Source organism: Pantoea nemavictus (assembly GCF_037479095.1).
Classification (GTDB): Bacteria; Pseudomonadota; Gammaproteobacteria; order Enterobacterales; family Enterobacteriaceae; genus Pantoea; species Pantoea nemavictus.
Genome location: NZ_JBBGZW010000001.1, coordinates 1713191 through 1737112 on the forward strand (window position 1 = coordinate 1713191; position 23922 = coordinate 1737112).

30 protein-coding genes are annotated in these 23922 nt (G+C 53.5%); 5 read left to right on the forward strand and 25 right to left on the reverse strand.

All coding sequences use genetic code 11. The features are described from left to right. Nucleotides 1-16 precede the first annotated feature (16 nt). The 16 genes from rplB to fkpA all read right to left on the reverse strand — a co-directional run bounded on the left by rplB (nucleotide 17) and on the right by fkpA (nucleotide 11322). Nucleotides 17-838, reverse strand: coding sequence for a 50S ribosomal protein L2 (rplB, locus tag WH298_RS07820; protein ID WP_007891654.1), 822 nt, complete (start codon nucleotides 836-838; stop codon nucleotides 17-19). Between the two features lie 17 nt (nucleotides 839-855). Beyond that, nucleotides 856-1158, reverse strand: coding sequence for a 50S ribosomal protein L23 (rplW, locus tag WH298_RS07825; protein WP_007891652.1), 303 nt, complete (start codon nucleotides 1156-1158; stop codon nucleotides 856-858). Beyond that, entirely contained in the window at nucleotides 1155-1760 is a 606-nt protein-coding gene (rplD, locus tag WH298_RS07830; protein ID WP_007891650.1) for a 50S ribosomal protein L4, read from the reverse strand. Before rplD ends, rplW begins: the two co-directional genes overlap by 4 nt. 10 nt (nucleotides 1761-1770) lie before the next feature. Beyond that, entirely contained in the window at nucleotides 1771-2397 is a 627-nt protein-coding gene (gene rplC / locus WH298_RS07835; protein ID WP_008104741.1) for a 50S ribosomal protein L3, read from the reverse strand. A 32-nt stretch (nucleotides 2398-2429) separates the two neighbouring features. Further along, on the reverse strand, nucleotides 2430-2741 hold the full coding sequence (gene rpsJ, locus WH298_RS07840) for a 30S ribosomal protein S10 (protein ID WP_006120582.1): 312 nt from the start codon (nucleotides 2739-2741) through the stop codon (nucleotides 2430-2432). A 322-nt stretch (nucleotides 2742-3063) separates the two neighbouring features. Next, nucleotides 3064-3546, reverse strand: coding sequence for a bacterioferritin (bfr, locus tag WH298_RS07845; RefSeq protein ID WP_007891646.1), 483 nt, complete (start codon nucleotides 3544-3546; stop codon nucleotides 3064-3066). Nucleotides 3547-3649: 103 nt separating this feature from the next. Then, a complete protein-coding gene (bfd, locus tag WH298_RS07850) occupies nucleotides 3650-3844 on the reverse strand; it encodes a bacterioferritin-associated ferredoxin (RefSeq protein WP_007891645.1) in 195 nt (64 codons plus the stop codon). 178 nt (nucleotides 3845-4022) lie between these two features. Then, nucleotides 4023-5207, reverse strand: coding sequence for an elongation factor Tu (gene tuf / locus WH298_RS07855; protein WP_180822597.1), 1185 nt, complete (start codon nucleotides 5205-5207; stop codon nucleotides 4023-4025). Between the two features lie 69 nt (nucleotides 5208-5276). Further along, on the reverse strand, nucleotides 5277-7391 hold the full coding sequence (gene fusA, locus WH298_RS07860) for an elongation factor G (protein WP_064739692.1): 2115 nt from the start codon (nucleotides 7389-7391) through the stop codon (nucleotides 5277-5279). Nucleotides 7392-7484: 93 nt separating this feature from the next. Next, nucleotides 7485-7955: a 30S ribosomal protein S7 gene (rpsG, locus tag WH298_RS07865; RefSeq protein ID WP_007886246.1), complete on the reverse strand. Its 471-nt coding sequence runs from the start codon at nucleotides 7953-7955 to the stop codon at nucleotides 7485-7487. A gap of 96 nt (nucleotides 7956-8051) precedes the next feature. Continuing rightward, nucleotides 8052-8426 carry a 30S ribosomal protein S12 gene (rpsL, locus tag WH298_RS07870; protein ID WP_006120575.1) on the reverse strand — a complete coding sequence of 125 codons (375 nt, stop codon included), beginning with the start codon at nucleotides 8424-8426 and terminating at the stop codon, nucleotides 8052-8054. A gap of 126 nt (nucleotides 8427-8552) precedes the next feature. Further along, entirely contained in the window at nucleotides 8553-8840 is a 288-nt protein-coding gene (gene tusB, locus WH298_RS07875; protein WP_180822598.1) for a sulfurtransferase complex subunit TusB, read from the reverse strand. Between the two features lie 9 nt (nucleotides 8841-8849). Next, complete coding sequence (gene tusC / locus WH298_RS07880; protein WP_007886242.1) at nucleotides 8850-9209, reverse strand: sulfurtransferase complex subunit TusC; 360 nt, start codon at nucleotides 9207-9209, stop codon at nucleotides 8850-8852. Then, nucleotides 9209-9595 (reverse strand): sulfurtransferase complex subunit TusD, encoded by a 387-nt coding sequence (gene tusD / locus WH298_RS07885; RefSeq protein WP_180822599.1) that lies wholly within the window; start codon nucleotides 9593-9595, stop codon nucleotides 9209-9211. The genes tusC and tusD overlap by 1 nt, the downstream gene beginning before the upstream one ends. After that, nucleotides 9595-10317 (reverse strand): helix-turn-helix transcriptional regulator, encoded by a 723-nt coding sequence (locus tag WH298_RS07890; protein WP_007886240.1) that lies wholly within the window; start codon nucleotides 10315-10317, stop codon nucleotides 9595-9597. The genes tusD and WH298_RS07890 overlap by 1 nt, the downstream gene beginning before the upstream one ends. A 174-nt stretch (nucleotides 10318-10491) precedes the next feature. Further along, a complete protein-coding gene (gene fkpA / locus WH298_RS07895; protein WP_007886239.1) occupies nucleotides 10492-11322 on the reverse strand; it encodes an FKBP-type peptidyl-prolyl cis-trans isomerase in 831 nt (276 codons plus the stop codon). A gap of 280 nt (nucleotides 11323-11602) precedes the next feature. Here fkpA and WH298_RS07900 point away from each other — a divergent pair, with 280 nt between their 5' ends. Continuing rightward, a complete protein-coding gene (locus tag WH298_RS07900; protein ID WP_180822600.1) occupies nucleotides 11603-11821 on the forward strand; it encodes a protein SlyX in 219 nt (72 codons plus the stop codon). A 44-nt stretch (nucleotides 11822-11865) separates the two neighbouring features. Here WH298_RS07900 and slyD read toward each other — a convergent pair whose 3' ends face one another. The 4 genes from slyD to kefG form a co-directional block, all read right to left on the reverse strand. Beyond that, nucleotides 11866-12420 (reverse strand): peptidylprolyl isomerase, encoded by a 555-nt coding sequence (gene slyD, locus WH298_RS07905; RefSeq protein ID WP_049851962.1) that lies wholly within the window; start codon nucleotides 12418-12420, stop codon nucleotides 11866-11868. Nucleotides 12421-12613: 193 nt separating this feature from the next. Then, nucleotides 12614-12808, reverse strand: coding sequence for a YheV family putative zinc ribbon protein (locus WH298_RS07910; RefSeq protein ID WP_007892203.1), 195 nt, complete (start codon nucleotides 12806-12808; stop codon nucleotides 12614-12616). A gap of 45 nt (nucleotides 12809-12853) precedes the next feature. Next, nucleotides 12854-14656, reverse strand: a complete 1803-nt coding sequence (kefB, locus tag WH298_RS07915) for a glutathione-regulated potassium-efflux system protein KefB (RefSeq protein ID WP_007892204.1) — start codon at nucleotides 14654-14656, stop codon at nucleotides 12854-12856. Continuing rightward, nucleotides 14656-15207, reverse strand: a complete 552-nt coding sequence (gene kefG, locus WH298_RS07920; RefSeq protein WP_007892205.1) for a glutathione-regulated potassium-efflux system ancillary protein KefG — start codon at nucleotides 15205-15207, stop codon at nucleotides 14656-14658. Before kefG ends, kefB begins: the two co-directional genes overlap by 1 nt. Before the next feature lie 115 nt (nucleotides 15208-15322). Between kefG and WH298_RS07925 the strand changes: the two genes are divergently transcribed. Then, the gene (locus WH298_RS07925; RefSeq protein WP_180822601.1) at nucleotides 15323-17227 is read left to right on the forward strand and encodes an ABC transporter ATP-binding protein; all 1905 of its coding nucleotides are present in this window, start codon (nucleotides 15323-15325) and stop codon (nucleotides 17225-17227) included. 150 nt (nucleotides 17228-17377) lie between these two features. On the opposite strand, the gene tauD is transcribed toward WH298_RS07925, so the two are convergent. The 4 genes from tauD to tauA are packed head-to-tail and all read right to left on the reverse strand — an operon-like array spanning nucleotide 17378 to nucleotide 20797. Beyond that, nucleotides 17378-18217: a taurine dioxygenase gene (gene tauD, locus WH298_RS07930; RefSeq protein WP_049851960.1), complete on the reverse strand. Its 840-nt coding sequence runs from the start codon at nucleotides 18215-18217 to the stop codon at nucleotides 17378-17380. Continuing rightward, nucleotides 18214-19041, reverse strand: a complete 828-nt coding sequence (gene tauC, locus WH298_RS07935; protein WP_180822602.1) for a taurine ABC transporter permease TauC — start codon at nucleotides 19039-19041, stop codon at nucleotides 18214-18216. Before tauC ends, tauD begins: the two co-directional genes overlap by 4 nt. Then, nucleotides 19038-19805: a taurine ABC transporter ATP-binding subunit gene (gene tauB, locus WH298_RS07940; RefSeq protein WP_180822603.1), complete on the reverse strand. Its 768-nt coding sequence runs from the start codon at nucleotides 19803-19805 to the stop codon at nucleotides 19038-19040. Before tauB ends, tauC begins: the two co-directional genes overlap by 4 nt. A gap of 11 nt (nucleotides 19806-19816) precedes the next feature. After that, a complete protein-coding gene (gene tauA / locus WH298_RS07945) occupies nucleotides 19817-20797 on the reverse strand; it encodes a taurine ABC transporter substrate-binding protein (protein WP_422616026.1) in 981 nt (326 codons plus the stop codon). Between the two features lie 234 nt (nucleotides 20798-21031). Between tauA and WH298_RS07950 the strand changes: the two genes are divergently transcribed. Beyond that, complete coding sequence (locus WH298_RS07950) at nucleotides 21032-22012, forward strand: LacI family DNA-binding transcriptional regulator (RefSeq protein WP_180822605.1); 981 nt, start codon at nucleotides 21032-21034, stop codon at nucleotides 22010-22012. A gap of 1 nt (nucleotide 22013) precedes the next feature. On the opposite strand, the gene WH298_RS07955 is transcribed toward WH298_RS07950, so the two are convergent. After that, nucleotides 22014-22616 (reverse strand): LysE family translocator, encoded by a 603-nt coding sequence (locus WH298_RS07955; protein WP_049851956.1) that lies wholly within the window; start codon nucleotides 22614-22616, stop codon nucleotides 22014-22016. A 60-nt stretch (nucleotides 22617-22676) separates the two neighbouring features. On the opposite strand from WH298_RS07955, the gene WH298_RS07960 reads away from it, so the two are divergent. Together WH298_RS07960 and WH298_RS07965 are read left to right on the forward strand one after the other, a co-directional pair. Continuing rightward, nucleotides 22677-23693: a hydrolase gene (locus WH298_RS07960; protein WP_180822606.1), complete on the forward strand. Its 1017-nt coding sequence runs from the start codon at nucleotides 22677-22679 to the stop codon at nucleotides 23691-23693. A 2-nt stretch (nucleotides 23694-23695) separates the two neighbouring features. After that, nucleotides 23696-23914 (forward strand): YheU family protein, encoded by a 219-nt coding sequence (locus WH298_RS07965; RefSeq protein ID WP_007892223.1) that lies wholly within the window; start codon nucleotides 23696-23698, stop codon nucleotides 23912-23914. Nucleotides 23915-23922: the final 8 nt, after the last annotated feature.

Sequence of the window (23922 nt, forward strand, 5' to 3'; positions counted from 1 at the left end):
GGCTTATCCTCTAAAATTATTTGCTACGGCGACGTACGATAAATTTATCAGTACGCTTGTTGCTACGGGTCTTCTTACCTTTGGTCTGAACGCCCCACGGAGTTACCGGGTGCTTACCAAAGTTACGACCTTCACCACCACCGTGCGGGTGATCGACTGGGTTCATCGCAGTACCGCGAACGGTAGGACGAACACCACGCCAACGGGTTGCACCAGCTTTACCCAGCACGCGCAGCATGTGCTCAGAGTTGCCGACTTCGCCGAGAGTTGCACGACATTCGGATTCAACTTTGCGCATTTCGCCTGAACGCAGACGCAGGGTTACGTAGGAACCTTCACGCGCAACGATCTGCACGTAAGTACCAGCTGAGCGAGCAATCTGACCGCCTTTGCCTGGTTTCATTTCTACGTTATGAACGGTAGAACCCACCGGGATGTTACGCATCGGCAGAGTGTTACCTGCTTTAATCGCAGCATCAACGCCAGATTGAATCTGGTCGCCGGCTTTCAGGCCTTTAGGGGCCAGGATGTAACGGCGTTCGCCATCTTTGTACAGAACCAGTGCGATGTTCGCAGAACGGTTCGGATCGTACTCAAGACGCTCAACAACTGCTGGGATACCATCTTTGTTGCGTTTGAAGTCAACAATACGGTAAGCCTGCTTGTGACCACCACCGATATGACGGGTAGTGATACGACCATTGTTGTTACGACCACCGGATTTGCTGTTTTTTTCTACCAGCGGGGCAAATGGTTTGCCCTTGTGCAGCTCTGGGTTCACCACTTTAACTACGTGACGACGACCCGGAGATGTCGGTTTACATTTAACAACTGCCATTGTCTTTCTCCTCCGACTTACTCAGCGCCGCCGACGAAGTCCAGATTCTGGCCTTCCTTCAGGGTGACGTAAGCTTTTTTCCAGTCGCTACGACGACCGATACGCTGTCCGTGACGCTTAACTTTCCCTTTAACTACCAGGGTGTTTACGTCTTTAACTTCTACTTCGAACAGTTTCTCAACAGCAGCAACGATCTCTGCTTTGGTCGCGTCTTTAGCAACTTTGAGAACGATGGTATTGGTTTTTTCCATCGCAGTAGATGCTTTTTCTGATACGTGCGGTGCACGCACTACTTTCAGCAGACGTTCTTCACGGATCATGCCAGCATCTCCTCAACTTGCTTAACTGCTTCCGCAGTCATAACGACTTTGTCGAAGGCGATCAGGCTAACTGGGTCGATACCCGCTGCATCACGCACGTCAACCTTGTACAGGTTACGCGCAGCCAGGAACAGATTCTCATCCAGTTCACCGGTGATGATCAGCACATCTTGCAGCGCCATGTCTTTCAGTTTCTGTACCAGCAGCTTAGTTTTAGGCGCTTCTACAGAGAACGTCTCGACAACGATCAGACGGTCCTGACGTACCAGTTCGGACAGAATGCTTTTCAGCGCGCCGCGGTACATCTTTTTGTTAACTTTTTGACTGTGGTCCTGTGGACGCGCAGCGAAGGTCACGCCACCTGAACGCCAGATCGGGCTCTTAACAGAACCTGAACGCGCACGGCCGGTACCTTTCTGGCGCCAAGGCTTTTTGCCTGAACCAGTTACTTCAGCACGAGTTTTCTGCGCACGAGTACCCTGACGAGCACCAGCGGCATAAGCAACAACAACCTGGTGAACCAGCGCTTCGTTGAAATCACGACCGAAGGTAGTTTCGGAAACAGTCAGCGCGCTCTGCGCGTCTTTCAGTACTAATTCCATTGCTATCCCCTTACGCCTTCACAGCTGGTTTAACAATCAGATCGCACCCAGTTGCACCCGGGACGCCACCTTTGACCAGCAGCAGGTTGCGCTCAGCGTCAACACGTACTACTTCCAGGCTCTGAACGGTTACACGCTCATTACCCAGCTGACCAGCCATTTTCTTGCCTTTGAACACTTTGCCCGGAGTCTGGTTCTGACCGATAGAACCCGGAACGCGGTGTGACAAGGAGTTACCGTGTGTAGCGTCCTGGGTACGGAAGTTCCAGCGCTTAACGGTACCTGCGAAACCTTTACCTTTAGAGGTACCGGTAACGTCTACTTTTTTAACGTCAGCGAAAATTTCAACACTGATGCTCTGGCCAACAGAGAAATCTTCACCTTCGGTGCGGAATTCCCACAGACCACGGCCAGCGTCAACGCCAGCTTTAGCAAAATGACCTGCTTCAGGCTTGCTCACACGGCTTGCTTTTTTAGCACCGGTGGTAACCTGGATAGCTTGGTAACCATCGTTGTCCAGGCCTTTGACCTGAGTAACGCGGTTTGCTTCAACTTCGATAACGGTTACTGGGATTGAAACGCCATCTTCAGTGAAGATGCGGGTCATACCCACTTTTTTACCGACTAAACCAATCATTGTATCAACCTCTCAATCGCTCGATGACCTGATTAACCCAGGCTGATCTGCACGTCAACACCGGCAGCCAGGTCCAGACGCATCAGAGCATCAACGGTTTTTTCAGTTGGCTCAACGATGTCTACCAGACGCTTGTGAGTGCGGATTTCGTACTGATCACGCGCGTCTTTGTTAACGTGCGGAGAGATCAGAACGGTAAAACGCTCTTTGCGGGTTGGCAGCGGGATCGGACCACGTACCTGCGCACCAGTGCGCTTGGCAGTCTCAACGATTTCCGCGGTTGATTGATCGATCAGGCGATGATCAAACGCTTTAAGACGGATACGGATTCTTTGGTTCGACATGAGACCAAGGCTCCAAACATTTTATAAACGAAAAGAATTACTACCCGCATCCATTACGATTGATGGAGGAGTGTAATCGTTCAGCATATAACTCCACATTTGGGAGTATTGTTAGGCGATACATCAACTGCTATCCCCTGCGATTCTGCTCGAATCGCGCCGCACCAATATCGGCAGGCCCGCGCATTATACTTAGATCTGTTTAGGAAGCAACCCGTGTTGTGTTTTTAACCACATCAATCTGGCTTTTGACCTAAAAAAGCCCGCGACAATCCATTTTGATTGTGGCGGGCTTGCACGAGATTGCATGTTGGTCATAAGGCTAATGTTCGTTCTGCTCTTTTAGTTGAGACTGAAGATAATTTTGCAGACCGAGCTTTTGCACCAGGTCGAGTTCAGTTTCCAACCAATCTATGTGCCCCTCCTCTTCCGCAAGAATCTCAATCATCATGTCTCTGCTGACGTAATCATGCACCCTGTCGGCATAGGCTATCGCTTCGCGTAAATCCTTTGCGCCTTCCAGTTCTAATGCAAGGTCAGACTGCAGCATTTCCGGTACGTCTTCACCAATACGTAATCGACCGAGGTCTTGCAGATTAGGAATCCCTTCGAGAAAAAGAATGCGTTCAATGTACTTATCCGCATGCTTCATCTCATCGATCGACTCATGATATTCAACGTCATTGAGTCGAGTCAGTCCCCAATTTTTGAACATACGCGCATGAAGGAAGTACTGATTAATTGCAACCAGTTCATTCCCCAGCAATTTATTGAGATGACTTATGATTTTACCATCGCCCTTCATTTTGCTTCCTCCGCTTCCAACTAAATAGAGCGTAGATGCGGATGAAAGGAAGTCAAAAAAACGCGACAGTTATTGTGGTTATTGCAGGCGTACAATTAGGCGGTCATGCAATTTCTTTGTAGAGAGGCACCTGCTGTAATTCATCTTCCATAATTTCTCGTGCAAAGCGCACACATTTCCCGCACTGCTTGCCAATGGGAACCAGCTGGCGCAGCTGCTGAATTGATTTAGGTTGATAGCGGCGAACCACTTCGCGGAGGGTTTTATCACTCACGGCATTACACAAGCAGACGTACATTTACTGCGGACCTCCGTACAATTTATGATCAAATTGTAAATGAGAATGGTTTTTATTTCAAACGCAGCTTTTATGTGGGATTAATCGAAACGGCAGGATTCAGACATAAAAAAAGAGCACCGAAGTGCTCTCTTTTGTGCTGCGGAGGCTACCTTGGCAGCCTCCGACATTAACGCAATTAAGCGATAATTGTAGCAACAACACCCGCACCAACAGTACGGCCGCCTTCACGGATAGCGAAGCGCAAGCCTTCATCCATCGCGATTGGGTGGATCAGCTCAACGGTCATCTGAACGTTGTCGCCTGGCATTACCATCTCAACGCCTTCTGGCAGCTCAACGTTGCCGGTCACGTCAGTGGTACGGAAGTAGAACTGTGGACGGTAGCCTTTGAAGAACGGAGTATGACGGCCGCCTTCATCTTTAGACAGAACGTACACTTCTGAAGTGAACTTGGTATGCGGCTTGATTGAAGCCGGCTTAGCCAGAACCTGACCACGCTGGATATCTTCACGCTTAATACCACGCAGCAGAACGCCACAGTTCTCGCCAGCCTGACCCTGGTCCAGCAGTTTGCGGAACATTTCAACGCCGGTACAGGTAGACTTAACAGTCGCCTTGATACCCACGATTTCAACTTCGTCGCCCACTTTAACGATACCGCGCTCAACACGACCGGTAACAACAGTACCACGGCCTGAGATTGAGAATACGTCTTCGATTGGCAGCAGGAACGGCAGGTCGATTGCACGTACTGGCTCTGGGATGTAGGTATCCAGATGCTCAGCCAGTTCAATGATCTTAGCTTCCCACTCAGCTTCGCCTTCCAGCGCTTTCAGAGCAGAACCGCGTACGATTGGAGTGTCGTCGCCCGGGAAGTCATATGCTGACAGCAGGTCACGTACTTCCATCTCAACCAGTTCCAGCAGCTCTTCATCATCAACCATGTCGCACTTGTTCAGGAACACGATGATGTAAGGAACGCCAACCTGACGACCCAGCAGGATGTGCTCACGGGTCTGAGGCATTGGGCCGTCAGTCGCAGCAACAACCAGGATCGCGCCGTCCATCTGCGCAGCACCGGTGATCATGTTTTTCACATAGTCGGCGTGCCCTGGGCAGTCAACGTGCGCATAGTGGCGAGTCGGGGTTTCATATTCAACGTGAGAAGTGTTGATGGTGATACCACGCGCTTTCTCTTCTGGCGCCTTATCGATCTCGTCGAACTTGCTTGCTTTACCACCGTAGGTTTTAGCCAGAACGGTAGTGATTGCTGCAGTCAGGGTGGTTTTACCGTGGTCGACGTGACCGATGGTGCCCACGTTTACGTGCAGTTTGTTACGCTGAAATTGCTCTTTCGCCATGGCGATAATTCCTTACGTTGTGCCTTCATGAGTCATGAAGGCATCAGTTCACAATTTTTAAACCGTAGCTTATTTGCTACGAGCTTCAATAACGGCCTGAGCGACGTTGTTCGGCGCATCATCGTACTTCAGGAACTCCATGGAGTAAGAAGCACGGCCTTTGGTCAGAGAACGCAGCTGAGTTGCATATCCGAACATTTCAGACAGTGGAACTTCAGCATGGATCTGAACGCCAGTAGCGTTAGATTCCTGTCCTTTGAGCATACCACGACGACGGCTAAGGTCACCGATAACGTCACCGGTGTTCTCTTCCGGAGTCTCTACTTCAACCTTCATGATTGGCTCAAGCAGCACAGGTTGTGCTTTCTTAAAGCCATCTTTAAAGGCCAAAGAAGCAGCCAGTTTAAATGCCAGCTCAGAGGAGTCGACATCATGGTATGAACCGAAGTGCAGACGAACACCCAGATCTACTACCGGATAACCGGCCAGAGGACCTGACTTCAGCTGCTCCTGCAGGCCTTTATCAACCGCAGGGATGTATTCAGTTGGAATCACACCGCCCTTGATATCGTTGACAAATTCGTAGCCTTTCGGGTTAACGCCCGGCTCCAGTGGGTACATGTCGATAACAACATGACCGTACTGACCACGACCACCAGACTGCTTGGCGTGTTTACCTTCGATATCGGTAACTTTCGCGCGAATTGCTTCACGGTAAGCAACCTGAGGTTTACCGACGTTCGCTTCAACGTTGAATTCACGCTTCATGCGGTCAACGATGATGTCGAGGTGCAGCTCACCCATACCAGCGATGATGGTCTGGTTGGTTTCTTCATCAGTCCAAACACGGAATGATGGATCTTCTTTCGCCAGACGACCCAGAGCCAGACCCATTTTTTCCTGGTCAGCTTTGGTTTTCGGCTCAACGGCGATAGAGATTACCGGCTCAGGGAATTCCATACGCTCAAGAATGATGACGTTGTCTGGGTCACACAGGGTGTCACCAGTAGTCACGTCTTTCAAACCGATCGCTGCGGCGATATCGCCCGCACGAACTTCTTTGATCTCTTCACGTTTGTTAGCGTGCATCTGAACGATACGGCCCAGACGCTCACGGTTTGACTTAACCGGGTTGAACACGGTGTCACCAGTGTTAACAACACCAGAGTAAACGCGGAAGAAGGTCAAGTTACCAACAAACGGGTCGGTAGCAATTTTGAACGCCAGTGCAGCAAACGGCTCTTTGTCATCGGAATGACGCTCAGCCGGGGTGTCTTTACCGTCGTCCAGCATACCGTTAATCGCGGTAACGTCAGTCGGTGCTGGCAGGTATTCAACTACCGCATCCAGCATCGCCTGAACACCTTTGTTCTTAAATGCAGAACCACAGGTAACCAGGATGATTTCGTTTTTCAGAACGCGCTTACGCAGAGAAGTTTTGATCTCTTCTTCTGTCAGCTCTTCACCGCCGAAGAATTTCTCCATCAGCTCGTCAGAACCTTCAGCTGCGGCTTCAACCAGATTCGCACGCCACTCTTCAGCCAGTTCCTGCATATCAGCTGGAATATCTTCGTAAACGAAGGTAACGCCCTGATCGGCATCGTTCCAGTTGATCGCTTTCATTTTCACCAGGTCGACAACACCGGTGAAGCCTTCTTCTGCGCCGATAGCCAGCTGAAGTGGAACTGGGTTTGCACCCAAGCGCGCTTTCATCTGGTCAACAACTTTCAGGAAGTTAGCACCCATGCGGTCCATTTTGTTAACGAACGCGATGCGTGGAACTTTATATTTGTTAGCCTGGCGCCATACGGTTTCAGACTGTGGCTGAACACCACCAACTGCACAGTAAACCATTACTGCGCCATCAAGCACACGCATAGAACGCTCAACTTCGATGGTGAAGTCAACGTGTCCCGGGGTGTCGATGATGTTTACGTGGTGTGGTTCAAACTGCTTAGCCATACCAGACCAGAAACAGGTAGTTGCAGCAGACGTGATGGTAATACCACGTTCCTGCTCCTGCTCCATCCAGTCCATGGTTGCTGCGCCGTCATGTACTTCACCGATTTTGTGGTTTACACCGGTGTAGAACAGAACACGTTCGGTAGTTGTAGTCTTACCGGCGTCGATGTGGGCACTGATACCAATGTTACGGTAGCGCTCAATGGGTGTTTTACGAGCCATTTGATTCCTCTGATTCTTAGACGTTCTAAGTTAAAAAAGCCCAGCAGGTGAGTCACTGGGACGCCCGCTGGGTTAATAACAACTACGTTGCTGTTACCAGCGGTAGTGTGCGAACGCCTTGTTGGCTTCAGCCATGCGGTGAACGTCTTCACGTTTCTTAACTGCAGTACCTTTGTTTTCTGCAGCATCAGAAAGTTCGTTCGCCAGGCGGAGAGCCATAGATTTATCACCGCGTTTACGAGCAGCTTCTACGATCCAACGCATTGCCAGGGCATTACGACGAACCGGACGGACTTCAACTGGAACCTGGTAGGTAGAACCACCAACGCGACGTGACTTAACTTCGACAGTCGGACGTACGTTTTCGAGAGCAACCTCGAACGCTTCCAGGCCATCTTTACCAGCGCGTTGAGCCAGGGTATCAAGCGCGGTATAGACGATAGATTCAGCAGTAGATTTTTTACCATCTACCATCAGGATATTTACAAATTTAGCCAGCAGCTCTGATCCGAACTTAGGATCCGGCAGAATTTTACGCTGACCAATGACGCGACGACGTGGCATGGAAATACTCCGTTGTTAATTCAGGATTGTCCAAAACTCTACGAGTTTAGTTTGACATTTAAGTTAAAACGTTTGGCCTTACTTAACGGAGAACCATTAAGCCTTTGGCTTCTTCACGCCGTACTTGGAGCGTGACTGCTTACGGTCTTTAACACCTGAGCAGTCCAGCGCGCCACGAACGGTGTGGTAACGCACACCTGGCAAGTCTTTAACACGACCGCCACGAATCAGGATCACTGAGTGCTCCTGCAGGTTATGACCTTCACCGCCGATGTAGGAGGTAACTTCAAAACCGTTAGTCAAACGCACACGGCAAACTTTACGCAGTGCTGAGTTTGGTTTTTTAGGGGTAGTGGTGTACACACGAGTACATACACCACGTTTCTGCGGGCAAGCTTCCAGCGCAGGCACGTTGCTCTTTGCAACTTTGCGTACGCGTGGTTTGCGAACCAGCTGGTTAACTGTTGCCATTAAATAGCTCCTGGGATTTAGCTTTTTGCTTCGTAAACACGTAATAAATCGCCTCGTATTACTACGAGGAGGCAGAATTTTAGGGCTGTGTCAAAAGGGTGTCAAGAAATAACCAGGTTTTCGCTCTTACCAGGCCACTTGTTGTTGATGCTTCGCCGTCAACGCAACGAAACCAGTATAGTCCAAACGTGCTACTTTGGTTGAAATTTGCTCAATCAGGCCGCGCGCCGCCACATCTTCTTCTGATACCCAAAGCGTGGCCGGCGATGCGCTCAGCTTAACTAACATCTGGCTGCCGGCCAGTGCCGCGGTCACGCCATCCTGTAATAAAAGCAGGTCGTCGCCTTCCTGTAATAGCAGCAGCAGGCTATCAATGTCGCATTGCCAGGGAGATTGCAGCAGGGTGTAGAGCATGATCGGTTCTCAGAATCGTATAATACGATGGTAGCTGGCTAGCTTCTCACGAAGCGACGAGGCATCAAGCACTTCTGCTGCCATCACGCGTTCGGCAGTCAGACTTTGCCCGCGCGCTAACAGGGAATCAGCACAAACAAAGCACTGATCGATGTCGTAGAGTGCCAGCACGCCGAAGGTGGCGATATAGTTGCGCGCCAGGATCTTCTCGGGCTGTTGGTCACGATTAAGTTGCAGCACGCCATCACCAATAAAGAACAGACCGATATCTTCGCTTAACGCACCGGTCGCGAGAACCGCATCCAGCCCTTCCCTGCCCGCGCTGCTGCCGTGGGGAGCCTGAGTAAACAGAAAAGCTACGCGATTCATCAGAATTGCACCAGACGATCGCAGCTGAGCGCGGCTTCCGCCAGTGCGCCCAAGCCGCTAAGTTCAAAACCCGGCTGCAAATTGCTACCCGCCAGTTGTAGACGCGTCGCTTCATGTGCATCCGTTACGCCACGCCGTAACGCAGCGGCCACGCAGATGTTCAGTGCGGTGCCGCTCTCATCGCGCAGCCGCTGCCATTCACGCACCATATCGACTTCATCACTGGCCGGCGCGCTCAGTTGGTTAGCATTCAACACGCCTTCGCGATAAAAGAATACGCTTTCAAGCTGATGCCCCGCCTGCACTAGCGCACGGGCAAACAGCAGCGCGCTGCTGGCATGTTGGGTGCCATATGCCGGTCCGGTGACCAGCAAGCTGTAGCGCATTAGCGATCCTGCCCCTGAAAATCGCCGCTTTTAAACTGGCGAATGTAGAGGTAAACCGTGTGCTTAGAGATATTGAGACGATCGGCCACCTGGTTGATAGCGTCTTTAATATCGAAAATACCTTTCTCGTACATATTGAGGACGATCTGACGATTCTTGGCATTATTAGAAACGTTACGGTCAGCGCTCACTTCTTCTATTGCGAACTCTAACGTCTGCATCACCAGATCTTCCACCGAGCTGGCAAAGTTAACGTTAGAGTCAACCTGCTGCATTTCCGGCGGCATAAAGGTCGACATAATCTGCGAGAACGGCACGTCGAGGTTCATGTTGATGCACAGCAAGCCAATGACGCGCTGCTGGCGATTACGAATCGCGATAGTGACAGATTTCATCAGCACGCCACTTTTCGCGCGCGTGAAGTAGGCCCTGGAAACATTGCTATCGGCGCCATGCATATCGTGCAGCATGCGCAGTGCCAAATCGGTAATCGGTGAACCCACTTTACGTCCGGTATGTTCGCCGTTAGCGATACGCACCGCGGAACATTTCAAATCTTCCAGCGAGTGCAGCACGATTTCGCAGTGCGAGCCAATAAGCATCGCCAGACCGTCAACGACAGCTTCGTAGGATTTGAGAATATCGTAATCAGCTTGTTCGAACGGACGTTGCTCCAGTAAATCGAAGTCAGTCAGTTCACCGGGATTGAATGGATTAGACATCGAAGACATTACCCTAAATGGCTGGAGCCTGTCTCGACAGCATTGGGGCAGACTCATATTGTGATAATTGTGCAGGCGCTAGTCTGGCAAATGTCATGGTCTTTAGCCAGACCTTTACTCTGTTCTCAGAAATAAAAACGCCGCCCGGAGGCGGCGTAATACAGTAAGTGCAAATTACTGCGCTTTCTGATCGGCAGCGACTGGTGCCTGCGCTTTCTCATCGGCTTTAGGCGCGGGTTTGATGTCGAGCAGTTCAACATCGAACACCAGCGTAGAGTTAGCTGGAATACCCGGAACGCCATTTTTGCCGTAAGCCAGGTTTGGTGGAATAACCAGCTTAATCTTACCGCCTTTCTTCACGTGCTTCAGACCTTCGGTCCAGCCAGGAATCACACCGTCAAGACGGAATGACAGCGGCTCGCCACGGGTATAAGAGTTATCGAACTCAGTACCGTCGATCAGCGTACCTTTGTAGTTTACTACCACAGTGTCGCTGTCTTTAGGCGCGCTACCGGTACCTTCTTTCTCTACCTGATACAGCAGACCCGATTCGGTTTTCTTCACGCCTTTTTCTTTAGCGAATTTGTCGGCGTAAGCTGAACCCTTATCGGAGTTCTCTTTCGCGTCTTTTTCCATCTTCGCCTGAGCGGCGCCTTTTACGCGGCCTTCAAAGGCCTGCAGAGTTTGCTCAATCTCTTGATCGGACAGTTTGCTCTTACCGCCAAATGCGTCCTGAACACCTGCGATCAACTGATCTTTATCCAGTTTGATGCCCAGCTTCTCTTGTTCCTTCAGAGAGTTGTCCATGTAGCGACCAAGGGACGCACCAAGCGCATAAGCTGATTGCTGGTCTTCGTTTTTGAAAGCAGCATTCTTCGGTGCTTGCGGCGCGGCCTGAGCAGCGTCTGCTGGAGCAGCGGTAGTTTCTGCTGCCATTGCCAGCGGTGCATTCAGCGCGAAGGCCATGGTGGTAGCTAACAATGTGACTTTAAACAGTGAATTCATCCTTTCTCCAAAACCGAAGCCTCTCACCTCGGGAATCATTGCGGACTGAGGCCCACACTATAACTTTACGTGGCAGCGGCGAACACTCCCACAATGTAATTACCCGGTCAACCTCCGACCTTTTTTGCTTCAGGAAGTTTCATCAGAGATATAGGCGTTATGCGCCATTTCAATGTAGCGTGCCGCGTAAAGGTAAAATATCAGGTGATTCTGAAGCGAAAGGCCGTAGAATCACGCCCGAAACAGATTAACGCGCCGCACCGGAAGATGAGGAAAGATCATGCAGCAAACAGAATGGGAACAACGCCTTGAGACGCTGGAGAGCAAGCTGGCTTTTCAGGAATACACCATCGATCAGCTCAATCAAACGGTGGTTCAGCATGAGCTGGAGATGATCAGACTGCGTGAGCAGGTCCGTCTGTTAGTGGATAAAGTGAAAGATAGTGCGCCGTCGATGATCGCCTCGCAATCAGAAGAAACACCCCCGCCGCATTATTAAAAAGAAAGGCCACCCGAAGGTGGCCTTGCCAGACATCACACCGCTTAGTGGCTGCAGCCGCAACCGCCAGTGCCACAGCCGCCCTGGCCGTGATCGTGACCATGGTCGTGGTCATGATCGTGATGATGACCATCCGCGCCATGCACATGACCGTGCGCCAGCTCTTCTTCGGTCGCTGCGCGAATCGCGACAACTTCCACGTTGAAGTTCAGGTTCTGACCCGCCAGCATGTGGTTACCATCAACCACGACGTGCTCATCTTCAACTTCGGTGATTTCTACCGGTACTGGACCCTGATCGGTTTCTGCCAGGAAGCGCATGCCAACCTGCAGTTCGTCAACGCCCATAAACACGTCTTTTGGTACGCGCTGTACCAGGTTGTCATCGTACTGACCATAAGCGTCATTTGCCGGAATATGCACGTCAAACTTATCGCCTACATCATGATTTTCCAGCGCTTTTTCCAGACCAGAAATCAGGGAACCATGACCGTGCAGATAGTCCAACGGTGCACTCACCGGTGACTCGTCAACCAACACACCGTCTTCGGTACGAACCTGATACGCCAGGCTCACCACCAGGTCTTTTGCTACTTTCATGATATCTCCTAACCGTTGAGAACTAAGATCCCGTCCCATTGGTCAATTTTGCGAGCAATAACCAACCAGAAAGGTTCAAGACTGAGGATGCCAACAAATGTGTTGCTGCATACTGCTCAGCGTTAATGGCGCCGATTGTAGCGGAATTCAATCCCGCTGTAAGTTCAAGCTTAAAAAAAGCTGAGCCATTGCGCTACTCAGGATGAAAAATGCCGATCACTTGCTCATTGCTGCGCACCTGATCGCGCACTTGCTTATCCGCTTCGCGCATTTGATGGCCGCACTCGACGCATTCCACCACATCAACATTGTTTTCACGCCACAACGCTAACGTGTCTTTCTCCTGGCAGTGCGGGCAAACCGCACCGGCAATAAATTGTTTACGCATACTGTTTCCTGCCGTCGTTAATGAACGGATATCTTAAGTGTAGCCCTACTCGTCATCCCAGCCGTCAATCTGGCGTTTTTCGTGCTGCATCTCGCGCTGGAAGATATCCTCCAGCTCACGGCGCGCCTCACGCACACGCGAAGCCTGCGCGTTGTCATCATGGCTCGGCACCAGTTCGCGCAGCATGCGCATATCCAGACGGCGGAAGTGTTGCTGCGCACGCTGCGCCTGGTGCGGATGCATCCCCAGCGTAATGAGCGCCTTGCGGCCCAACTCCAGCGCACTGGAGAAGGTCTCACGTGAGAATAGCGTAACGCCTGCCTGCAACAGTTCGTGTGCTTCAACACGGCCTCGGGCACGCGCCAGGATTTCCAGCTGCGGGAAGTGCTGCTGACACAGATGTACGATGGTCATCGAATCTTCCGGGTCATTACAGGTGATCACGATGGATTGCGCATTCTCCGCACCCGCCGCTCGCAGCAGCTCCAGTTCGGTGGCATCACCATAGTAAACCTTGTAGCCATATTTACGCATCAGGCTCACCGCAGAGATATCGCGCTCCAGCACCGTAATGCGCTTGTTGTTCGCCATCAGCAAACGACCGACCACCTGACCAAAACGACCAAAGCCCACCACAATTACCTGCGGCCGATCGTCCTCAACAAAATGCTTCTCGGCATTCTCATCGGGCTCATTAAAGCGACGCGCCAGTAAACGGTCGATACCGTTCATCAGCAGCGGCGTGGTCATCATCGACAGTGTTACCGTCACCAGCAACAGCGGCATTTGGTCACCGCTAAACATTTTCGCCGATGACGCCGCAGAGAACAGCACAAAGGCAAATTCCCCGCCCTGGCTTAACACCCCGGCAAACTGCTGGCGCTCTGAACTGCGCAGGCCGTAAATACGACCCAGCACATACAGCACCAGCGTTTTCACCGTGACCAGAATCACCACGCCCAGCAAAATTTCAACAATGTGGGTGTAAAGTACGCCGAGATTCAGCGCCATACCCACCGAGATAAAGAACAGCCCAAGCAGCAACCCTTTAAACGGTTCGATGGCCACTTCCAGCTCGTGGCGATACTCACTTTCCGCCAGCAGAATACCGGCGATAAAGGTACCCAGCGCCATCGACAGGCCCAGCGCGTCCATAAACAGTGCCGAACCCAGCACCAGCAGCAGCGACGCCGCAGTAAACACCTCACGCACGCCAGATGCGGCGATAAAGCGCAGAATGGGACGCAGCAGATAGCGCCCACCCACCAGCATCCCGGCAAACGCCAGCACTTTCATGCCAATTTTCAACCAGTCAACGTGACCGCTGTCGCCGCCCGCCAGCAGTGGCACCAGCGCCAACGCGGGAATCACCGCTAAATCCTGGAATAACAGCACCGAGAAGCCGAGCTGGCCAGATTCACTGCGGTTCATGCCTTTATCACGCATCAGCTGCAGCGCCATCGCCGTCGACGACATCGCCAGGCCAATCCCGCCAATCACCGCTGCCTGCCAGCTAAAGTCGGTTAGCCACAGTAATCCGCCCAGAATCGCCGCGGAAATCAGCACCTGGGCCGCGCCCACACCAAATATTGAACGGCGCAGCGACCAGAGTTTCGACGGGTTAAGTTCCAGGCCGATGATAAACATCAGGAACACCACGCCAAGTTCAGAGAAGTGCAGAATCTCCTCAACGTCGCTGATGAAACCCAAACCCCACGGGCCAATCGCAATACCCGCCAGCAAGTAGCCCAGCACCGCGCCAATGCCCAGGCGCGCCGCAATCGGCACAATTAGCACCGCCGCGACCAGATAAATGACGCCGGCCGTCAGTAACGTTTCCCCCTCCATCACACCCCTCCTTGCGGCAGCGGTGAAGCCAGCCAGTCGCCGTACGCCCGCGCAAAATTGCGCATCACTTCCGGCGTCTGCCGACGCGCCCAGTGAATCACCATCGGCGTCATCCAGTGCATGCGGCACATCTGCGCCGTTAGCTCAAACGGCCGCATGATGTCACTCATCGGATAGCGATTCAGGCCGCTATGGTGATAAGCCGCTTCCGGCTCACCGGTGGTCACCACGCTGCGCCAGTATTTGCCTTCCAGCGCATTACCATCAGGACCGCTGGCAAAACCGCGCGACAGCACGCGATCCAGCCACTCTTTCAGGAGCGCCGGGCAACTGTAGGTATAAAGCGGATGTTGGAATACGATGATTTGGTGCTCGCGCAGCAGCTGCTGCTCATAGTGAATATCAATAAAAAAATCCGGATAGTGGGCGTATAAATCGTGCACCGTGACGTGGTCAAGTTCCATAGCCGACTGCAGCAAAACCCGATTAGCAATCGAATCCTGTGATTCCGGATGGGCGTAAAGCAGCAATATTTTAGGTGGCTGCGACATCGTTCCCCTCCAAAGCGTCGTCACGGCACAGGAATTCCGCTACCATGCTCGACGCAACAAATCATTCTCGAATTATGTTGCCGATAAATTAACATATTCTGACGATACGACGCTTATGATTGTCTTTTCAGCATTACAAATTCGCCGCGGCACCAACGTGCTGCTGGATAACGCAACGGCTACCATTAACCCCGGCCAGAAAGTTGGCTTAGTGGGTAAAAACGGCTGCGGTAAATCGACGCTGCTGTCATTGCTGAAGGGCGAAATCAGCAGCGATGCAGGCAATGCCACTTTCCCCAGTAACTGGGCGCTGGCATGGGTCAATCAGGAAACCCCGGCGCTGAGTAAACCCGCGCTGGAGTATGTTATCGACGGCGACCGCGAATATCGTCAGCTTGAATCTGAATTAGCCGACGCCAATGCGCGCAACGATGGCAACGCCATCGCGCTGCTGCACGGCAGGCTGGATGCGATTCAGGCGTGGAGCATACCCGCTCGCGCCTCCAGTTTGTTGCACGGTTTGGGCTTTAGCCAGGAACAATTAATGCGGCCGGTAAGTGATTTTTCCGGTGGCTGGCGCATGCGCCTCAACCTTGCCCAGGCGCTGGTGTGCCGTTCCGATCTATTGCTGCTGGATGAACCCACCAACCACCTCGATCTTGACGCGGTAATCTGGCTGGAGCGCTGGCTGAAAAGCTACGAAGGCACGCTGGTGCTGATTTCGCACGACCGCGACTTCCTCGATCCGGTGGTCGATAAGATCATCCACATCGAACAACAGACGATGTTCGAATACACCGGCAACTACAGCTCGTTCGAACGTCAGCGCGGCGCCAAGCTGGCGCAGCAGCAAGCGCTGTTCCAGAGCCAGCAAGAAAAAGTCGCACATCTGCAGAAGTATATCGATCGCTTCCGCGCTCAGGCGACCAAAGCTAAGCAGGCGCAGAGCCGCATTAAAATGCTGGAGCGCATGGAGCTGATTGCGCCCGCACACGTCGATAATCCGTTCAGCTTTAGCTTCCGCGCGCCGGAAAGCTTGCCCAATCCGTTGCTGAAAATGGAAAGGGTTACTGCGGGTTATGGCGAACGCATCATTCTCGACGCCATCAAACTCAATCTGGTGCCGGGTTCGCGCATCGGTTTGCTCGGCCGTAACGGCGCGGGTAAATCTACGCTGATTAAACTGTTAGCCGGTGAGCTTGAAGCGCTGGATGGCAAAGTCGGCCTGGCGAAAGGCATTAAACTCGGTTACTTCGCTCAGCATCAGCTGGAGTACCTGCGCGCTGATGAATCGCCACTGCAGCATTTGTCACGCATTGCGCCAAAAGTGCTCGAACAGCAGCTGCGCGACTATCTGGGTGGCTTCGGCTTCCAGGGCGATAAAGTTAGCGAAATCACTGAACGTTTTTCCGGTGGTGAGAAAGCGCGGCTGGTGCTGGCCCTGATTGTCTGGCAGCGCCCCAACCTGCTGCTGCTTGATGAACCGACTAACCATCTCGATCTCGATATGCGTCAGGCGCTGACCGAAGCGTTGATAGATTTCGAAGGCGCGCTGGTGGTGGTCTCGCACGATCGCCATTTATTGCGCGCCACCACCGACGATCTCTATCTGGTGCATGACGGCAAGGTCGATGTGTTTGAGGGCGATCTGGAGGATTACCAGCAGTGGCTGAGCGATCTACAGAAGCAGCAAGCCCAACAGGATGCCGCGCCGAAGCAGGATAACGGCAACAGCGCGCAGTCGCGCAAAGATCAGAAGCGCCGCGACGCCGAACTGCGTGCGCAAACCCAGCCGCTGCGTAAAGAGATCGAGAAGCTTGAGAAGCAGATGGCGAAGTGGCAGAGCCAGTTGAGCGATGCTGAAGCGCAATTGGCCGACAGCGCGATTTACGATCAGAGCCGCAAAGCCGATTTGAATGTGGCATTGCAGCGTCAGGCGGAGAGTAAGGCCGCGCTGGAAGAGGTCGAAATGGCGTGGCTGGATGCGCAGGAACAGCTGGAGCAGATGCTGGCGGGTTGAGTGTGCGCGCTGTCCCCCATCCCGGCCTTCCCCCGCAAGCGAGGGAAGGAGACGCTGCCACATGCACCTTCAACACTGACATGTGGCAGCATCTTCCTCCCCCATTTATGGGGGAGGACCGTGGAGGGGGAATGCGAGCACTATTCCAAATCAAACCGGCTTATCCCCCAACACCGTCGCGCGATGCATCACCCGCCGCGCCGGATAATAATCTGCATTCGCATAGTGCTGCGTTACGCGGTTATCCCAGATCGCCACATCATTCTCCTGCCAGCGCCAGCGCACCTGAAACTCCGGCTTCGCGGTGTGCCAGAACAGGAAGTTAAGAATCGCATCGCTCTCTTTCTCGCTCAGTCCCAGCAAGCGCGTGGTAAAACCTTCGTTCACAAACAACGCCTTGCGTCCACTGACCGGATGCGTACGAATCACCGGATGCTGCACCGGCGGATTCTTCGCAACCGCCTGCTGCCAGCGCTGATGCTCTTCCTCAGTTTTGCGGTATTTGTACTCCTGGAACGACTTCTTAAAGTCGTGCTCCGCCTGCAGCCCGTTCAACAGCTGTTTAAACGGCGCGGACAGCGCCTCATACGCCGCAATTCCGCTTGACCACAAAGTATCACCGCCGCTTGCTGGCAGCAGCTTCGAAGCCAGAATGGCAATCGCCGGCGGTGTTTCAATAAAGGTGACGTCGGTGTGCCAGTTGTCGTTGTCCGGCGGATTGTCCTGATGCGTATCCAGCACGATGATCTCCTCCACACCTTCCGCATGCGGATAGACCGGGTGAATATGCAGATCGCCAAAGCGAATCGCCAGTGCACGCTGCTGCTCCGGGGTAATCACCTGATTACGCAGGAAAAGCACCTGATGGCGCAGCAGGCCATGATAGAGCTGTTCAAACTGTGCATCGCTCAGCGGACGGCTGAGATCGACATCGCTGACCTGCGCCCCGATATTCGGGCCCAGAGCGGTAAAAGTAAGACGTTCGTTCATTGCTGTTCTCCATTCCAGGGCGTCAGTCGGCGCTGCAAGGCGCGCAGACCCAGTTCTAAGCTAAAGGCAATCAGGGCAATGACGGCGATCCCGGCCAGCACGACGTCGGTGGCAAGAAACTCACCGGCCGACTGCACCATAAAGCCCAGTCCACGCGTAGCGGCAATCAGTTCCGCTGCCACCAGCGTTGACCAACCGACACCCAGACCAATACGCAAGCCGGTGAGAATTTCCGGCAGCGCGCCAGGCAAAATCACAAAGCGCAGTAGCTGCCAGCGCGAGGCGCCTAACGCCTGCGCGGCACGAATCCGCACCTGCTGCGCATTCTTCACGCCAGCCAGCGTCGATAAGGTCACCGGTGCGAAAATCGCCAGATAAATCAGTAAAATTTTTGAGGTTTCGCCGATGCCAAACCAAATCACCATCAACGGTAAATAGGCCAGCGGTGGCACCGGGCGGTAGAGTTCAATGAGGGGATCAAGCAGGCCGCGAATCGCCGGGCTTAAGCCCATCGCAATGCCAACCGGAATGCCAATCAGCGCAGCAAAGAATAGCGCGACCAGCATACGCGCCAGGCTGGCAGCTAAGTGCTGCCATAAAGTGGCATCCATAAAGCCTTGCGGGCTGGCGATCAAGATCAGCTTTTGCAGTACCACCTGCGGCGGCGGTAAAAACAGCGGCGCAATTAAGCCTAGCGCCGTGATACTCCACCACAACAGCAGCAGTAAGCCAACGCTCAGCAAGCTGAGTGAGAACTGGCGGGAGAACGGCCAGCGCAGTCCACGACGACGCGTTTGGGTTTTCTCATCAATTACCGCACTCATATAAATGCCTCACGCTGGGAAAAGACCTGATTCAGAACATATTCACGCCGTTCGATAAACTCCGGATCGGATTTTATACTGCGGCACGGTTCTCCGGCGGCATAGCGCTGACCAAAATCGAGCTTTAGGCGTTCGACTACGCGGCCCGGCCCCGGCGATAGCAGCACCAGTTCGCTGGCGAGGAACACCGCCTCTTCAATGTCATGGGTGATCAGCAGAATCTGTTTGCCGGTATCACGCCACAGCGTCAACAGCAGGGTTTGCATCTGTTCACGGGTAAACGCATCCAGCGCGCCAAACGGCTCATCTAACAGCAGCAACTGAGGATCAGCCGCCAGCGCACGCGCTATGCCCACGCGCTGACGTTGACCCCCAGAGAGCTGCCAGATAAAACGCTGCTCTGCACCTTCCAGTCCTACTTTGCGGATTAAACGACGTGCAATGGTATGGCGTTCCGCTTTCGCCATGCCCGCCAGTTGCAAACCGAACGCAACGTTATCAATCACGTTGCGCCACGGCAGCAATCCTTCATGTTGAAATACTACGCCGCGCTCAGCGCCCGGCCCTTGCACCGCTTTGCCATCCAGCGTGATGCTGCCGGATTCCAGCGGCAGAAAGCCGGCGATTAAGTTCAGCAGCGTGGTTTTGCCACAGCCGGATGGCCCCAACACCACCAGCAGATCGCGGCTGCCCAGCTGCAAGTTAATGTCCTGCAGCGCGGGTTGACCGGCGTAACGCGCATTGAGGTTGGTGATGTTGAGCATACGGCCTCCGGTTATTTCGCTAAGGGTGCAACGAATCGCGTGGTGACGAAGCTGCTGTAATCGTTGTCCGCTTCCGGCACTTTGCCCTGCTCTTTCAGGAAGTTTGCGGTATCAACAATTGCTTTGTTCACCGGCTTGCCGAGCTGCTCGACCTGCTGTTGCGCCGTCAGGTAAGTGTTGCCTTTCACCAACACTGGCACATCCGCTTCCGGCACACCGCTCAGGCGCGCCAGCTTGCTCAGATTGTCTGACTGCTTCAGCCATTGATCAGGATTGGCGATATAAGCCTGCTGCGCTTCTACGGCGCTGCGGGCAAACGCGGTGACAATTTCCGGATGCTGCTGCGCGAAGTCTTTACGCACTACCCATACATCCAGCGTCGGCGCCCCCCATTTACCCACCTGCGAGGAGTCGGTCAGCACGTTGCCGTCTTTCTCCAGCTCATTCACTGCCGGAGACCACACGTAGGCGCCGTCAATATCGCCACGCTTCCAGGCAGCAATAATCGCCGGTGGCTGCAGGTTAACTAGCGTCACCTGGGAAGGTTTGATGCCCCAATGCTTCAGCGCCGCGAGGAAACTGTAATGGGTGGTAGAGATGAACGGCACGGCGATACGCTTGCCGATCAGGTCTTTAGGGTCCTTGATGTTTTTCTTCACCACCAGCGCTTCAGAGTTGCCCAGCTGTGAGGCGAGCAGGAAAGCTTCAATCGGCAGCTTTTGCGTGGCGGCCACGGCCAGCGGACTGGAACCGATATTACCGATCTGGACGTCGCCCGACGCCAGTGCACGCAGCACGCTGGCACCGCTATCGAATTTACGCCAGTCCACGGTGGCACCGCTCTCTTTGGCGAAAGTGTTATCCGCCTGCGCCACTTTGGCCGGTTCAGCCGAGGTTTGATACGCCACGGTCACGTTGACCGCCTGCGCCTGGAACGCCATCAGGGCCAGAGCCGCTGCGACCGCCGTTATTGTTTTTTTCACTGCCATCATCGTTCACCCCAATGTGTTTTTGTGGTGGCAGTTTCTCCAGCAGCAGTAATTTCATAAAGGAATTAAAAATTATCCCTAATGACGATCCGTTCTTAGATCAACATTGGGCAAGGCTATGCAAAAAGTGCAAATGGAAAGAACCGGTAAATCGGTAAATATGTCACGCGCTCACAATAGGACTGTGATATTGATAGACTTCTCATTTTTCACCCCTCTACTAACGGTCCCAAATCCATGTCGATTGAGAAAGTCGCGCATTTAGCTGGCGTGTCAAAAGCCACAGTTTCACGGGTTTTGAATCACAATCCGGGCGTGCGTCCGGATACGCGTGCCAAAGTGCTGGCGGCGATCGACATCTGCGACTATCAACCCAATTTGCTGGCGCGTCAGTTACGTACTGCTCAAAGCCATATGCTGCTGGTGCTGATTCCTGACATCACCAATCCGTTCTGCTCGCGCGTGGTTCAGGGCATTGAGGCAGAAGCTGAAGCGCAGGGTTATCACATTCTGCTGTGTAACTCAGGATCACAGCTGCGGCGCGAAGCGGCCTATATTGCGCTGCTCACCGGTAAAGTCGTGGATGGCGTGATCACCATGGATGCCGCCGGCTGTTTGCAGGGATTGAAGGAGCTGATTGGCGACGCGCCCTGGGTGCAATGCGCCGAATACGATCCGTCAATCGAGGCCTCCAGCGTGGCGATTGATAATAAAGAAGCGGCGTTTGAAACCGTGCGTTATCTGGCGGGCAAAGGCCGTCGCCGCATTGCGCTGGTCAACTGTGATATGCGCTACCTCTATTCACATCAGCGCGAAGAGGGTTATCGCGATGCGCTGGAACAGCTGGAACTAAACTGGGGCAGCGTAGCGTACGCCGAGAATATTACCTGCGAGGCCGGCAGCGCGGCGTTGCGCGAACTGCTGGCGCAATCAGAACCGCCCGATGCGGTGTTTGCGGTATCGGATGTATTGGCAGTGGGCGTAATACACGCAGCGCTGGAAGCGGGTTTGCGCGTGCCGGAAGATTTAGCGGTAGTAGGATTTGATGGCATTAACTTTACCAGCAGCCTGAATCCACCGCTGACAACCATTGAGCAGCCGATGAATCGCATGGGCGCGCGTAGCGTACAACTGCTGCTGCAGCGCATTCGTCAGCCAAACTCAGCGATGGTGCATGAAGTATTGCCCTGGAAGCGCGTCGAGCGCGCTTCCAGTTAACTCAGTGCCAGATCAGCAACACGCAGGCTGCAGTAAGCAAGCCCATCGCCAGATTGAAGATTTTCCATGCGCGTGGGCTGCGCAGCAAACGTCCAATCATTGAGCCAAAGCCCATCCAGATCACGCCGGAAACCACGTTCACCATCAACATGCCGAGACTAATCGCCACCACCGAATGAAGATATTCCGTGCCCGCCAGGCTGAAGCTGGCCACAGCACCGAGCGCCATTAGCCAGGCTTTCGGGTTGATCAGCTGCAGCAAACCGCCTTGCCAGAATGGCATCTGCTTCACCGTGACATCGTCGGTTTCCAGCTTTTCATACGCGGCGGTAGCGATTTTCCACGCCAGCCACAGCAGATAGAGGCTACCGGCAATCTTCAGGATCAGATGTAGTGAGGGATAAAGCAGGATAAGACTGCCGATACCAAATGCCACCATCAGCAACATGACTTGCATACCAATCATGATACCAATGAGCAGCGGAATGGTGCGCAGGAAGCCAAAATTAGCACCAGAGGCGGTAAGTAACATATTATTGGGCCCGGGCGTGATGGCTGCGACCCAAAGAAAACCTAACATTGATAAAAAAAGACTCAGTTCCATGTATATTCGGGTGCTCCTCACCCAGTAAAGCGAACAACCCATCGAAGCTATCAGCGACTTATGCATCAGACAAGCCTTTACCCAAGCTATTTTGATCGCCCCAGCGGCGAGCGCTTTAAACCACTGCGCGGATTCACTAACGCGCACCTGCAAACGCTGCTGCCGCGCATTCTGCGCCGCCGGGTCAGCTTACGTCCGCACTGGCAGCGTCTTGACTTGCCGGACGGCGATTTTGTTGATTTAGCGTGGAGCGAAGATCCGGCGCAGGCGCGTCACAAGCCGCGCATGGTGATGTTTCATGGCCTGGAAGGCAGCTTTCGCAGCCCCTACGCGCACGGCTTGATGCAGGCGTGTCAGGCACGTGGCTGGCTGGCGGTAGTGATGCACTTCCGCGGCTGCAGCGGCGAACCGAACCGCCTGGAGCGCATCTATCACTCCGGTGAGACCGAAGATGCCACCTTTTTCCTGCACTGGCTGCAGCGTGAATGGGGCACGGTGCCGACTGCTGCGGTGGGTGTTTCGCTCGGCGGCAACATGCTGGCCTGCCTGCTGGGATTGCAAGGTAACGATGCGCCCATTGATGCCGCCATCGCCATCTCAGCACCGCTGGCGCTCGAGCCGTGCAGCACCAAACTGGATGTCGGCTTCTCGCGTTTCTATCAGCACTATTTGCTGACGCGGCTGAAGAAGAACGCCACGCGTAAATTACACGCCTGGCCCGGCACGTTGCCGGTCGATCTCAGCCAACTGCGCGCTTTTCGCCGCTTACGCGAATTTGATGATGCGATAACCGCACGTGCGCACGGTTTTATTGACGCGAACGACTATTATCAACGTGCTAGCGCCATGCCGCTGCTGACCGGCGTGCGCAAACCGTTATTGATCATCCATGCGCAAGACGATCCTTTTATGACCGATGCCGTGATCCCGCGCCCCGAACAGCTGTCAGCCTCCACGCAGTATCAGCTGACGCAGCACGGTGGCCACGTTGGCTTCGTCGGCGGCAGCTTGCTTAAACCAAAAATGTGGCTGGAACAGCGCGTACCCGATTGGCTCTCAACGTATCTGGATGTGTAATTGTGATTATTCCCTGGCAAGAACTCGAAGCGGACACGCTGGAAAATCTGATTGAAACCTTTGTGTTACGCGAAGGCACCGATTACGGCGAGCAGGAGCGCAGTTTGCTGCAAAAAGTTGCCGATGTGCGGCGTCAGCTGGAGCGCGGCGACGTCGTGTTAGTGTGGTCAGAACTGCATGAATCCATCAATATCATGCCGAAGGGTGAATTCCGCGGCTGATGCACCCA